Origin of the sequence: Bifidobacterium sp. UTBIF-68, assembly GCF_006408855.1 — a bacterium.
Classification (GTDB): domain Bacteria; phylum Actinomycetota; class Actinomycetes; order Actinomycetales; family Bifidobacteriaceae; genus Bifidobacterium; species Bifidobacterium reuteri.
This window is the reverse complement of the sequence record NZ_JFAN01000051.1, coordinates 1-12,856: the sequence shown is the minus strand read 5'-3', so window position 1 is coordinate 12,856 and position 12,856 is coordinate 1. Positions and strand designations below refer to the sequence as shown.

Genomic DNA, 12,856 nt, shown 5'->3' with positions numbered 1-12,856 from the left:
CCGCCGCCCACCTGGCCGCGTACGCCGGCATCGCCCCCGTCACCAGCCAATCCGGCACCAGCATCAAAGGCGAATGGCCAGCCCGCGGCGGCAACAAACGCCTCAAGAACGCGCTATGGCAGTCCGCGTTCGTCGCCTCCACCAAACACCCGCCGTCCATCGCCTACTACAAACGCAAACGCGAACAAGGCAAGCACCACAACGCCGCCGTCATCTGCCTCGCCCGACGCCGCTGCGACGTGATCTACAGCATGCTCAAGAACGGCACCCTCTACCAGGAACAAACCCTCGCCGCATGAAACCAACCGACACAGGCCACGGCAGCCGACCGCCAAGGCCAAGGCGAAGCACGCCCACCACAACCAACCCCGACACGACACAACAACCCCTCACAAGGTTGACAAAAACATAGGAACACCCCCCCTCGGTAGCGTTGTTTGGTGAGTCGCCGGGTGGTTTGTGGGCGATTGTTTCTCTAGGAGAATTGAGGGTGCGATGAAGGGTCGCGATAGTGTGATGAGGGGCGGCGTGAAACCACTGTGGCTGCGTCTGGTTGGTGTGTTGGCCGCCTTGGCGATGCTGCTGACCGGCATGGTGGCCACCGCCACCGCCGATGCCGCCGACAACGCCAGCGGCGACGTGAAGCTGGTCTGGGGTCGGGATATGTTCTATGTCAAGGATGCCATCAGGGGCGTTCGTGATGGTGATGCCTGGACGCCGGATCTGGATACCACCGGTGATTCTGATTATGCGGATACGCTTGACTACGGTCGCGACTTCTATGGTTGGAACACCAAGGCCGACGGCACTGGCGACTGGTACAGGTTCAGGCGCAACTTTGGCCGTGACTCCAGCACCTTTAACAAGGTCGTTGTCGAGCAGGCCCCTAAGTTGGCCAACGGCAAGGTGAAGTATCCCGAGGGTGGGGTGCTGTATGCGCAATGGCAAAGGCAAACTTCCGGGCAGTACGACAAGGTTCAGCTTCAGCAAACGAAGGTGCGCAAGTCCGATTTCAAGAACCTGACGATTACGTCTACGGGCTGGAGTGGCACCTTCCGTGGCGGTCTGTACATCGCAGCTTGCGGGGAGCCCGCGAAGGATAATACCTATGACCAATCCTGCATGGGTCCTGACGGAACCATGGCTGGTGAAGGGCCGTTCGGGAACAATTGGTATGCCAACTATTACAACCGCTTCTATGTTGACGCGAATGGGGATTCGGAGCCGTTCTCCTTGGGCAGCGGCACTCTTGATGACGCCGACCTGTCCAAGTTCGTTGACGCCGCGTACGCGAACTCCGAAGTCAAGTACTTCACCGTGTATGTGTTCTTCCTCAATTGGGACACGTCTCCGATAAAGATCGGTGACATTGCGTTGGATCGTAGTGTGGCTCCTGCGCCTGATACGGTTGCTCCGGTGTTTGCTGGTGTGTCTGATGTGACGGTTGATCAGGGTGTTGTGTTCGATCCGTTGGCCGGTGTGTCCGCGAGGGATGATCGTGATGGTGATGTGACCTCCGCTGTCACGGTCTCCCCGTCCGTGGTGGATACGTCCGAGCCTGGCGAGACGACGCTGACGTACACGGTCAAGGATAAGGCTGGCAATACGGCGACCGTGTCCCGTGTGGTGCGGGTGAAGTCGGTGGCGCCGGATGCCGACAGGGATCTGACCGGGGACACGCGCGATGACGGCCTGATTGGCTTGGGCGCGGTCGCTCCGGGCGCGAAGGTGACGCTGCGCCTGCCTGCCGGCTATGCTGGCCGGACGGGTGACGTGTACGTGTATTCGACTCCGACGGTTCTGGCTGTGGGCGCGACCGTGTCGGATGAGGGCACGCTCGGGGTGGCGCTGCCGGCGGGTCTTCCTGCTGGCGTGCATCGGATCGTGTTCAAGCCGTATGACGCTTCCCTGCCCCTGGTGTGGGATTCGTTCGAGGTGAAGGCGGCCCAGGAGAAGCCGGCGCCGTCCACGCCGGGCAAGACGGATACGTCTGCGGGCAAGAAGCCCGCCGCGAAGCAGCCGCTGCCGGATACCGGTTCCGACGTGGCGCTCGTGGGTGTGGCGGTCCTGGTGTTGGCCGCCGTGGCCGGCATCGTCCTGGCCGTCCGTCGCCGTGGCTGAGCCCGGGCCATATCGGTTATAGGGCGGAACCGCCGTGGATCCCATCCGCATGGAATCCACGCCCTCCATGCCCTTCACAAGCCGCACTGCACAGTCCAAACGCAGTGCGGCTTTCTCATACCGGAATAGGGCGAATTGTGCAGTGATTCAGCTCATGCTTGCTCCGCTATGCGCGTCTGCGGACTCCATGAGCCGCTTTGGTCTGGATTCCGATGTCAGTATGATCCGCACTGTTGGATGAAACCGCCAACGCGATGACGGGATCCAGTCGACGTTCTGGGGCTCAGTGCTTGCTGATGGTGTGACCTTCGTCGCGGCGGTAGGCGTCGATGTCCTTGCCTGTCGTGCGTGCAGAATACAGCACGTCATGGGTGCTGGTACGAGTCAGCACCAAGGTCAATCCGTTGCCGTCGATTCGGTAAACAAGCAGCCAGTCGCCTTTGATGTGCAGTTCGCGGAAACCTGTCCACTGGCCGGTCAACGCATGGTCCTTGTATTTGCTGGAGAGCAGATTCTTGTCGTCTGCGACTATGGCGTCCACTGCATCCCATAGTGGAGCCAGTGGAGTGTGCTTCTTGCGAAGTGCCTTGATGTCCTTGTCGAAGATGGTTGTCGCGATGATTTCCTCAATCGCCATAGAAGCTCCTCAGCTCGTCGACGGTGTCGAAGCGACGTCCTTCGCGTGCGAATGCCTGACGACGAGCTTCCATGTTCGCCGTGGTGTCAACGCTGGGAGTGAAGGGCAGCGCCTGGTTCCTTACCGTCTGCTTGAGGAACATGTTCAACGCGGTGGACATGTCGATGCCAAGGGTGTCGAAGACGCGGGTCGCTGCTTCCTTGGTTTCTGGGTCTGTACGGAAATTGATTCTGGTTTCGGCTGTTGCTGTCATGATTCCTCCTTGATTCTTTTCCCAATGTTATCACAACGGGATAAGACTTGCGCTGGCCCCAGTTCCGCCACGCCCCTTCCTATGGTGCACAGAAAACAGTCCATCAACCCCAATCGGTAGAGTGGAATATTATGAGTGATTTTGTGGATAGAGTGACCGTCCATGTCAAGGGCGGCGACGGCGGCAACGGTTCGGCAGGCATCCGCCGTGAGAAATTCAAGCCGTTGGCCGGCCCGAATGGCGGCAATGGCGGCGACGGTGGTTCCGTGATTTTCGAGGCCACGCGCAACGCCACCAGCCTGTTGGACTACCGTTTCGTGCCTCATCGCACCGCCGGCAGCGGCACGATGGGCCTGGGTGACAACAAGGACGGCTCCAAGGGCGACGACCTGATTCTGCCGGTTCCTTGCGGCACGGTGATCTTTGAAGCCCGTGGCGAACAAGGCAAGTCGAAGCATCCGGGCGATCAGCTCGCCGATCTGCGTCATGAGGGTGACCGCTTCGTCGCGGCCAAGGGCGGTGCCGGCGGTCTGGGCAATATCGCACTGGCGAACAAGACCCGCCGCGCCCCCGGTTTCGCTCTGCTCGGCGAGCCCGGCGAAGAGCGCGACATCATCCTCGAGCTCAAATCCATCGCCGACGTGGCGCTGGTCGGCTTCCCCTCGGCGGGCAAGTCCAGCCTGATCGCCGCGATGAGCTCAGCCAAGCCGAAGATCGCCGACTACCCGTTCACCACGCTGGTGCCGAACCTCGGCGTGGTCATCGCGGGCGATTCGCGATACACCATCGCCGACGTGCCGGGTCTGATTCCGGGCGCATCCGAAGGCAAGGGCCTGGGTCTCGAATTCCTGCGTCATATCGAGCGCACGGAGATCATCGCGCATGTGATTGATTGCGCCACCCTCGAGCCCGACCGTGACCCGATGAGCGACTACCACGCGCTCGAGAACGAGCTTGCCAAGTACGCCGCCAAGCTCGAGCTGCCGCTGGGTGCGATTCCGATTCCCGAACGCCCGCGCATCATCATCCTCAACAAGATCGATGTGCCGGAGGCCCGCGAGCTTGCCGATTTCGTCAAGCCGGAGTTCGAGAAGCTCGGCCTGAAGGTGTTCGAAATCTCCACCGCCTCGCACGAGGGGCTGAAGGAGCTGAACTTCGCGCTGTCCGGACTGGTCAAGGAGATGCGCGAGGAGGTCGCCAACCGCGAACAGGCCGAAGAAGAGGCCCGCGTGGTCATCAACCCGCTGGCCAACGGCCGAAACCAGCGTCGTACCGGCAAGAACGGCACTCCAGCCGATTTCACCGTCGAGCGCCGCGAGCTGGGCGACGGCGAGTTCTTCTACGAAGTGCGCGGCACCAAGCCCGAACGCTGGGTGATGCAGACCAACTTCGACAACGACGAGGCCGTCGGCTATCTGGCCGACCGTCTGGCCAAGCTCGGCGTGGAGGATGAACTGCGCCGCAAGGGCGCTCATCCGGGCGACGAGATCCGTATCGGACGTGGCGCGAATATGGTCGAATTCGACTGGGATCCGACCATCTCCGCCGGTGCCGAGAACCTCGATGGCTCCAACTTGGGCGCACGAGGCAAGGATCTGCGACTGCAGGAGCTCAATCCGGGTGGCCGTCGCCGCTCCAACGCCGAGCGTCGCGCTCAGTACCACGAGATGATGGATGCCCGTGCTGCCGTCCGCGAGGCGATGCGCGCCGAACGCGAGGCCGGCCACTGGGCCGACCCGTCCATCGATGACGATCGCCACGACGAGACCAGCCTGTTTGGCCGCGGCGGAGACGTGGACGAAGACGCGGACGAAGAGTAGTCATGAGCACGCCAAGCCAGACTGAAGTTCGTCGCAGGATCGCCGAAGCCGGCACCATCGTGGTCAAAGTGGGCTCCAGTTCACTCACCCAGCCGAGTGGCCACCTTGACCCCGCCAAACTCGACGCTTTGGCCGCTGCCTTGGCTCAGGTGCGATTGATGGGCGGTCGCGTGGTACTGGTGTCTTCCGGTGCCATCGCCGCCGGTTTCGGCCCGCTCGGCTTCGAGGAACGGCCTGCCGACGTGGCCACCCAGCAGGCCACGGCCGCGGTCGGCCAGGGACTGCTGATGGCGCGCTATGAGACCGCGTTCGGCCGGTTCGGCATCCGCGTGGGGCAGATTCTGATCACCGCCGAGGATACGATTCGCGCCACGCAATACCGCAATGTGCAGCGCACGCTCAGCCGATTGCTGGATCTCGGCGTGGTACCGATCATCAACGAGAACGATTCGCTGGCGTCCAATGAGATCCGATTCGGTGACAATGACCGCCTTTCCGCGCTGATCGCCAATCTGGTGCGCGCCGAGGCGTTGGTATTGCTCACCGATGTGGACGCGCTCTACACCGCACCGCCTTCCCAGCCCGGCTCGCATCGCGTGGAATATGTGCCCAATGTGATCGATGCCTTGGACGATATCACGGTCTCCGGTTCGGGGTCCAAAGTCGGTACCGGCGGCATGGTCACCAAACTGGAAGCAGCCCGTGTGGCCGCAGTATCCGGTATTCCGACGGTACTGACCTGCGCCGCGAACGCCGGCCCGGCGATGATGGGCGACCCGGTCGGCACGGTGTTCGCGCCGGTCAAGGCCCGTGGTTCGTCACGCCGTCTGTGGATCGGTTTCGCCGCCGACCCGCGCGGCACGATCGTGGTCGATGCCGGTGCCGCCAAGGCGATTCGCGGCGGCCGGGCCTCGCTGCTTGCGGCTGGCGCATTGGAAGCCAAGGGTGCGTTCTCCGCTGGCGATCCGGTGTGGATCGACAACGAGGCCGGCGAACATCTGGCGCGCGGCCTCGCAGGGTTCGACTCCGAGGAGATTCCGCAGATGCTGGGCCGCAACACCGCCCAGCTCAAGCGCTTCCTCGGCCCCGAATACGCGCATCCGCTGGTGCATCGCGACAATCTGGTGCTGGTGTAGGTGGTGGTGCCGGTGCGGTCCGGTACCGCGTCACTGAATCGCGCCGATGAACGCGTCCAATGATTCTGTGCCTTGGATGCGCACGCGGGGCAGCGCGGTGGGGTCGCCGCCGATCTTCGCCCAACCGTATTCCGTGGTGAACGCCAGCGGCACGCCGGCATCCTTGACTGCAGCCTGCGCGTCCGGCGTGGTGTCGCCGAATGGGTAGGCGAACGCCTGCAGCGATCCGGTGATCTGCGCTGATTGCTTGATATCGTCCACGATTTCCTGATGACTCATCGCGCTGATGCGTCCGCCGTGGCCCACGGTGCCTCCGGCGCGATGCATGTCGTAGGAATGCGACTCGTACTCAAGATACGGGGTGGCGTATTGCGCCATCCGCTGCGGTACGTTGCCGTCTGACGCGATGATGAACGAGGTGGCTGGAGTCCGGTATTTGGCCATCAACGCCGGCCCGTGCTGGAAGAAATGCGGCTCGCCGTCGTCGAACGACAGCACGATGCTGTGCTTGGGCAGGCTGTGCGTGCCGTCGATGAACGCGCGCACCTCGGCCCAGGACGGGTAGTAGAAGGCATTCTGCGTCAGATACTGCAATTGCTGCTCAAGCGACGTGGTCGAAATCCAGTTCGCGTCGACCTCGCTTGCCGGGGTGGTCGCAGGGTCGTACACATAGTGGTACATGAGCACCGGAACACCGTCGGTCTGCTTGTCCATCGTGTCCACCACGGTGACAGTGCGGGTCGCGACTGCCGTGTGGCCGGTGGAATCATGCACTACATACTGCACGGTATAGTCGCCGGGCGTAGTGGTGTCCACGGTGCCGCTGATGGTGATGCGCTCGGTCAGCACCCCATCCTTCGGCTCTATGGCGTGTGCGCCTCCCTCCACGTATGACTCGCCCTTGAGCACATAGGTGGTGCTGCTGCCATTGACGCCGATGACGATGTCTCCCGGGTCGAGGCCGGGCACAGCCTGACGGTCGAGGGCGGTATGCGAAGGCACGGCGGCCGCCGGTTGGTCGAAGCCGTTGGGTGCCTTGCCTGGCCCGATCAGCTGCACCCGTGTGGAGCGAGCTACGCCGAACACCACCGCGACCGCCACGATCAGCGCCGTGATTGCGGCGATCGCGATGACCATGCGACGCCGGATACGACGTGCCGCGAGCAGCGCTATGGAGCGGCGGCTGGCATGCTGCCCATACCGACGAAGTTCCCCGTGTCCGCCATGCTGGCTTGTTTGGTGTGCGCGATGCGATGTAGCCGGCTCGTCGGCAATATGCGAACCGTCGTGTGACCCATCATGCTTGCTCATAGCTGCTCCCGACCCCTTGCGCCACTGTTCCTCTCTATTGCACCACCAGTCATCCCCCAAATGATGGTTCTGCTAATCCAACTTCGACATTGTCTTTCGGCTCCCCTTGTCAGGGGAGCTGTTGGCAGGACATCGGGTCATTCCAGCCGGACGTCTTCGGCCTCCCCTGTCAGGACGCAAATGGCAGAGCTGTTTGCAGGCGACGCACACGGCCGACAGGCGAGCCAGTTGGCCGTGTGCGCAGCACATCCATAATTGCAGGACGAGCTGTCGACGAAGTCGACTGAGGGGTAGTACGCAGACATATGGAAATGTTGGTTTGACAGAGCAATAACTTATGCCATGACCTTTCCAACATCGCACGTTCGGTCTATCGTGAGAACCATGACTATGGCTGATTGGCAAACTCTTTCCGACCGTATAAACACCGTGGCGCCGAGCGCCACCCTTGCCGTTGATTCCAAGGCGAAGGCGATGAAGGCTGCGGGCTTGGACGTCATTGGTTTTGGCGCCGGCGAGCCGAATTTCCCGACTCCCGCCAACGTGGTGAAGGCCGCTGCGGATGCGTGCCTCGACCCGAAGAACTACAAGTACACTCCGACCCCCGGCCTGCCGGAGCTGCGCGAGGCCATCGCGGCCAAGGTGCTGCGTGATTCCGGTTACGAGGTCGGTGCCGATCAGGTGGTGGTCACCAACGGCGGCAAGCAGGCCGTGTACGAATCCTTCCAGATTCTGCTGAATCCGGGGGATGAGGTCATCATTCCTACTCCGTATTGGACCAGCTATCCGGAAGCCGTCAAACTGGCCGGCGGCGTGCCGGTCGAAGTGTTCGCCGGCGCTGATGTGAACTTCGAGCCGTCTCTGGATGCGTTGGAGGCCGCGCGTACCGAGCGCACCAAGGCCATCATCGTGAATTCGCCGAACAACCCCACCGGTGCCGTGTGGAAGCCGGGGACTGTGAAGGCCATCGGCCGTTGGGCGGTCGAGCATCACATCTGGATCATCTCCGACGAGATCTACGAGCACCTGAACTATGACGATGCGCATACGACCTACGTCGGTGCTGTGGTGCCCGAATGCCGCGATCAGCTGCTGGTGCTCAACGGTGTGGCTAAGACCTACGCCATGCCGGGCTGGCGCGTCGGCTGGATGGTCGCTCCGGTGGAGATCGCGAAGGCTGCCACCAAACTGCAGGGGCATATGACCTCCAATGTGGCCAATGTCTCCCAGCGTGCCGCGCTGGCTGCCGTGGCCGGTCCCTTGGATGAAGTGCATGAGATGCGCAAGGCGTTTGATGCGCGGCGCAAGGCGATTGTGGCTGCGCTGAACGATATCGAAGGCGTGTATTGCCCGACGCCGACCGGTGCGTTCTATGCGTTCGCCGATGTCACCGCGCTGCTCGGCAAGCCGCTCGGACCGCAGGGTACCGTCGCCAAGACGTCCGCTGACTTTGCCTCGGCTCTCTTGGATGAGGCCCATGTGGCTGCTGTGCCGGGTGAGGCGTTCGGCGCTCCCGGCTACCTCCGCTTCTCCTACGCCTTGGCAGACGACTATCTGGCCGAAGGCATGAGGCGCATGAAGGCGTTCGTCGAGTATCGCTGATCGGACGCGACACGCGATTTGCCTTAATCCACCCCAGTCGTTAATATGTCGTCTTGGCGGTTTTCGCCGTGGCGAAGCGTTCCTCGTAACGCAACGCTGAGGTGGATACACCTAGGGAAGTGGCGCAATTGGTAGCGCAACGGTCTCCAAAACCGTAGGTTGTGGGTTCGAGTCCCGCCTTCCCTGCCAAGTTTCTCAAAAAACTAGCAGCTGACGCGAGGTACAAAATGGCTAAGACGAGCAACAGTGAAAAGGCAGTCAAGCCGAATGTCTTCATGCGTATCGGTCTGTTCATCAAGCAGATCGTCGACGAGCTTCGCAAGGTCGTTACTCCTACTGCCAAGGAACTGTTCTTCTGGTCTCTGGCTGTGTTCATCTTCGTGCTGCTGCTGATGGCCCTGGTCACGGGCATGGACTTCGGTCTGGGCAAGCTCGTGCTGTGGCTGTTTGGCTGATTCCCAACAACCTAAGGTGAAACACACGCATGAGTGATGAACTGAATCTCGATAACCTCGACGCAGTGCTCGCGAACCACGAGTCTGACGCTGAGTCTTCAGTAGCTGATGAAGCATCTGCTGCGACTGAGGCTACCGCCGAGGCTGCTGTTGCTGAGGCTCCTGCCGAGACCGCGGAGACCGTTGCGGACGATGCTGCGGTTGCTGATGCAGCTCCGGCGGCTTCTTCCGAGACTTCTGGTTCCGTTTCGCTGGATGATGACGAGGAGACCGAGGTCAACGAGTCCGAAGAGGCCGAAAGCACCGATGCCGGCCAGCGTGCGGTCGATGAGTTTTCCAAGTCCCTGCGTTCCCTTGATGGCAAGTGGTATGTGCTGCACACCTACTCCGGCTATGAGAAGCGCGTGAAGACCAACATCGAATCCCGTGTGGCTTCGTTCGGCATGGAAGATCAGATTTTCCAGGTCGAAGTTCCGATGGAAGAGGTCGAGAAGCACACCGAGAAGGGCAAGAAGGTCATCACCCGCGTGCGCGTTCCCGGCTATGTGCTGATTCGCATGTGGCCTGATGAAAACGCTCGCCGTATCGTCCGTGAGACCGAGGGCGTCACCGGTTTCGTCGGCCCGACCAAGGACCCGGCTCCGTTGTCCCGCAAGGAAGTCGTCCAGATGATGGCTCCGATGATCGCTTCCGAAGCGCTCAAGGCCGCTGGCGACAAGCCTGCCGCAGCCAAGAAGCGCAAGGTCGAGGTCTCCTACGCTGTGGGCGACCAGGTCACCGTCACCGATGGTCCGTTCGCCACGATGGAGGCTGTTGTTTCCGACGTCGAGCCCACCACTCAGAAGCTTACGGTTCTGGTGTCCATCTTCGGTCGTGATACGCCCGTGGAACTGGGCTTCCATCAGGTCAAGAAGCTCGACTGACGCTTTGTCAGGAGTCCGACTACGGTCGGGCTCCTTTTTTGTTCATTGCAACCTTGCGATGGATGATGTTGCGGTCATAGGCCACATTGTGTGTTTGGTGGTCTAGTCGCTGGATGGCCATCCGATTGTGTGGCTCCCCTTGTCAGGGGAGCTGTCGGCGGAGCCGACTGAGGGGTAGTCATACAACAGCGTATGTTGTGTCCTGTCGCGTGGTCGGCGTGTTGTCCAATTGGACTCGCATAATAAGAAAGTTGTGTCTGGAGGGAAGACCCGCTAGCACAGCACAGCAATATAAGTTGCGGGAGGAGACCGGTTCGGCGCCGGCAGTCTCAATCACACACGGATAAAAAATGAGTCAAGACTGTGTGCGATGAGTTGCAGGGGACCGTATGCGGCCACCGTTTGAACCGCGTTATAGAAAGAAGAACCATATTATGGCTCCCAAGAAGAAAGTCTCGGCGCTGATCAAGCTCCAGATTCAGGCTGGCAAGGCCAACCCGGCCCCGCCGCTGGGCCCGGCTCTGGGTTCCCATGGCGTGAACATCATGGACTTCTGCAAGGCATACAATGCCCAGACGCAGGACAAGATGGGTCAGGTCATCCCTGTCGAGATCACCGTTTACGAGGATCGTTCCTTCACCTTCGTTCTCAAGACCCCGCCGGCTGCAGCTCTGCTGCTCAAGGCCGCTGGCATCGAAAAGGGCACCGAGAACCCGCTGACCCACAAGGTCGGCTCTGTCACCAAGGCGCAGGTCCGCGAAATCGCCGAGATCAAGATGGAAGATCTGTCTGCTCGCGACATCGAGGCCGGCATGAAGATCATCGAGGGCACCGCTCGCTCGATGGGCATCACGGTTACGGACTGATAAGGAGAAGGACAGATGGTAAAGCGTTCCAAGAAGTACCGCGAAGCCGCTGAGCGCGTCGATCGCAACAACCTCTACACCGCCAATGAGGCCATCGCTCTGCTCAAGAGCATGCCCTCCTACAACTTCGACCAGACCGTCGAGGCTGTGTTCCGTCTGAACGTTGACCCGCGCAAGGCCGACCAGCTCGTGCGTGGCACCGTCAACCTGCCTCACGGCACTGGTAAGACCGCCAAGGTTCTCGTGTTCGCCCGTGGCCCGAAGGCCACCGAGGCCACCGAGGCCGGCGCCGACATCGTCGGTGATGACGACCTGATCGCCAAGGTTCAGGACGGCTTCCTCGACTTCGACGCCGTGGTTGCCACTCCGGACATGATGGGCAAGGTCGGCCGTCTGGGTCGTGTGCTCGGCCCGCGTGGCCTGATGCCGAACCCGAAGACCGGCACCGTGACCATGGATGTCACCAAGGCTGTCAAGGACATCAAGGGCGGCAAGATCGAGTTCCGCGTCGACAAGAACGGCAACCTCTCCTTCCTCATCGGCAAGATGAGCTTCGAAGAGTCCGCTCTGGACGAGAACTTCAAGGCCGTGGCCGACGAGGTCAAGCGTCTCAAGCCTGCCACTGTGAAGGGCCGCTACATGACCAAGGCGACCATCACCTCCACGATGAACCCGGGCGTTCCGGTCGATCCGAACACCCTGGCCTGAGGCTAGCGCAGCTCGATAGCTACTGAAAGGGGACTTCCCACTATGGGAAGTCCCCTTTTTCTATTGCATGGCTATGACTGGCAGATGTAGCTGAATACAGCTGATACCGCTGGCCGGTGGTCTGTCTTGCATTTGTTTGAGTGGCATTGTCCCTTTGACTGACCGTTGCCTCTGAGCAGACAGCGGTGGCTCTGATGGGATGTTGCTGTGAGGCAGACAGCGGAGCTGTTTGTAGGCAGCGTACGAATTAGCAGGCAGCGCGCGGAACGCGTCCCTGATTGCTGGCCCCTCTGACGGGACGTTGCCGTGAAGCAAACAGCGGAGCTGTTTGTAGGCAACGTGCGAGCCGACAGGCGAGCCAGCAGGATGCCGCGTGGAGCGCGTCCATACTTGCAGGACGGGCTGTCAGCGTAGCTGACTGGGGGAGAGATGCAAAACCGAAGTCCTCAATTATTAGAGAGATGAACTATTAGCATTTCTATAGGTATCTGCTGTGCGTAATGACGCTGGCCGAGACAGCAAAGATATAGATCAGTCGATGATGCGGATTGGAAAGTTGAATCAGGGGTGAATTTCCGCGACACTCCGGTGAATAGATGAATGTGTAACTGAATCGTGATCCGATACGGGATATTCTGATAACAGAACAGCGATGTGAGGCTGTTTGCGACACGCCGAAGGAACCGCGTCATTGCAACGGTTCCTAGGGTTCTTGTGCGCCCTGATTTGCGCAAATCGACATGCTCGTGTAAGTTTATCTCTTGCTGCCGCTCAGCGAGTGGTTCTTCTCCTGAAGAGCTGCGAGGTGAGAGTGTGGTGGTGGTTTGAGAACTCAAGAGCGTGTTTGTACTACTTTTTAGAGTCGTTTTTTGATTGCCAGTCCGTTCCGAGCCTGTCGGGGTTTTTCCTGGTGGGTCCTTGGTTGGTTGAATCGGGGCGGGGTTTTTCGTGCGGACTTCTTTTCCTTATTAAGAAGTCGCGTCAATTTTTGTTTGGGAGTCTGTTTTTGGATTCCTTCGCATGG

Annotated in this window: 12 protein-coding genes and 1 tRNA gene; 10 read left to right on the top strand and 3 right to left on the bottom strand. The window is 60.6% G+C overall.

All coding sequences use genetic code 11. The features are described from left to right. Together BW14_RS11515 and BW14_RS12390 are read left to right on the top strand one after the other, a co-directional pair. Positions 1-299 (top strand): transposase (locus BW14_RS11515; RefSeq protein WP_140490734.1); only part of this gene is annotated, 299 nt, incomplete at its 5' end. 196 nt (positions 300-495) lie between these two features. Next, the gene (locus BW14_RS12390) at positions 496-2,121 is read left to right on the top strand and encodes a DUF5011 domain-containing protein (RefSeq protein ID WP_258186125.1); all 1,626 of its coding nucleotides are present in this window, start codon (positions 496-498) and stop codon (positions 2,119-2,121) included. 283 nt (positions 2,122-2,404) lie between these two features. On the opposite strand, the gene BW14_RS11505 is transcribed toward BW14_RS12390, so the two are convergent. Together BW14_RS11505 and BW14_RS11500 are read right to left on the bottom strand one after the other, a co-directional pair. Then, positions 2,405-2,758 (bottom strand): type II toxin-antitoxin system YafQ family toxin, encoded by a 354-nt coding sequence (locus BW14_RS11505; protein WP_044090647.1) that lies wholly within the window; start codon positions 2,756-2,758, stop codon positions 2,405-2,407. After that, positions 2,748-3,011 carry a type II toxin-antitoxin system RelB/DinJ family antitoxin gene (locus BW14_RS11500; protein ID WP_044090646.1) on the bottom strand — a complete coding sequence of 88 codons (264 nt, stop codon included), beginning with the start codon at positions 3,009-3,011 and terminating at the stop codon, positions 2,748-2,750. The genes BW14_RS11505 and BW14_RS11500 overlap by 11 nt, the downstream gene beginning before the upstream one ends. Positions 3,012-3,142: 131 nt before the next feature. Between BW14_RS11500 and obgE the strand changes: the two genes are divergently transcribed. After that, a complete protein-coding gene (gene obgE / locus BW14_RS11495) occupies positions 3,143-4,831 on the top strand; it encodes a GTPase ObgE (RefSeq protein ID WP_140490730.1) in 1,689 nt (562 codons plus the stop codon). A 2-nt stretch (positions 4,832-4,833) separates the two neighbouring features. Continuing rightward, complete coding sequence (proB, locus tag BW14_RS11490) at positions 4,834-5,967, top strand: glutamate 5-kinase (RefSeq protein WP_044090644.1); 1,134 nt, start codon at positions 4,834-4,836, stop codon at positions 5,965-5,967. A 30-nt stretch (positions 5,968-5,997) separates the two neighbouring features. On the opposite strand, the gene BW14_RS11485 is transcribed toward proB, so the two are convergent. Continuing rightward, positions 5,998-7,278 (bottom strand): immunoglobulin-like domain-containing protein, encoded by a 1,281-nt coding sequence (locus BW14_RS11485; RefSeq protein WP_081886617.1) that lies wholly within the window; start codon positions 7,276-7,278, stop codon positions 5,998-6,000. A 390-nt stretch (positions 7,279-7,668) separates the two neighbouring features. Here BW14_RS11485 and BW14_RS11480 point away from each other — a divergent pair, with 390 nt between their 5' ends. From BW14_RS11480 to rplA, 6 genes are all read left to right on the top strand, one after another. Continuing rightward, complete coding sequence (locus BW14_RS11480; RefSeq protein WP_044090643.1) at positions 7,669-8,880, top strand: pyridoxal phosphate-dependent aminotransferase; 1,212 nt, start codon at positions 7,669-7,671, stop codon at positions 8,878-8,880. A 113-nt stretch (positions 8,881-8,993) separates the two neighbouring features. Then, positions 8,994-9,069: transfer RNA gene (locus BW14_RS11475), tRNA-Trp, on the top strand. Positions 9,070-9,107: 38 nt separating this feature from the next. Beyond that, positions 9,108-9,335 carry a preprotein translocase subunit SecE gene (secE, locus tag BW14_RS11470; RefSeq protein ID WP_044090642.1) on the top strand — a complete coding sequence of 76 codons (228 nt, stop codon included), beginning with the start codon at positions 9,108-9,110 and terminating at the stop codon, positions 9,333-9,335. A gap of 29 nt (positions 9,336-9,364) precedes the next feature. Further along, positions 9,365-10,258 carry a transcription termination/antitermination protein NusG gene (gene nusG / locus BW14_RS11465; protein ID WP_140490728.1) on the top strand — a complete coding sequence of 298 codons (894 nt, stop codon included), beginning with the start codon at positions 9,365-9,367 and terminating at the stop codon, positions 10,256-10,258. Between the two features lie 434 nt (positions 10,259-10,692). Beyond that, positions 10,693-11,124 carry a 50S ribosomal protein L11 gene (gene rplK, locus BW14_RS11455; protein WP_044090640.1) on the top strand — a complete coding sequence of 144 codons (432 nt, stop codon included), beginning with the start codon at positions 10,693-10,695 and terminating at the stop codon, positions 11,122-11,124. Positions 11,125-11,139: 15 nt separating this feature from the next. Next, positions 11,140-11,832 carry a 50S ribosomal protein L1 gene (gene rplA / locus BW14_RS11450; RefSeq protein ID WP_044090639.1) on the top strand — a complete coding sequence of 231 codons (693 nt, stop codon included), beginning with the start codon at positions 11,140-11,142 and terminating at the stop codon, positions 11,830-11,832. Positions 11,833-12,856: the final 1,024 nt, after the last annotated feature.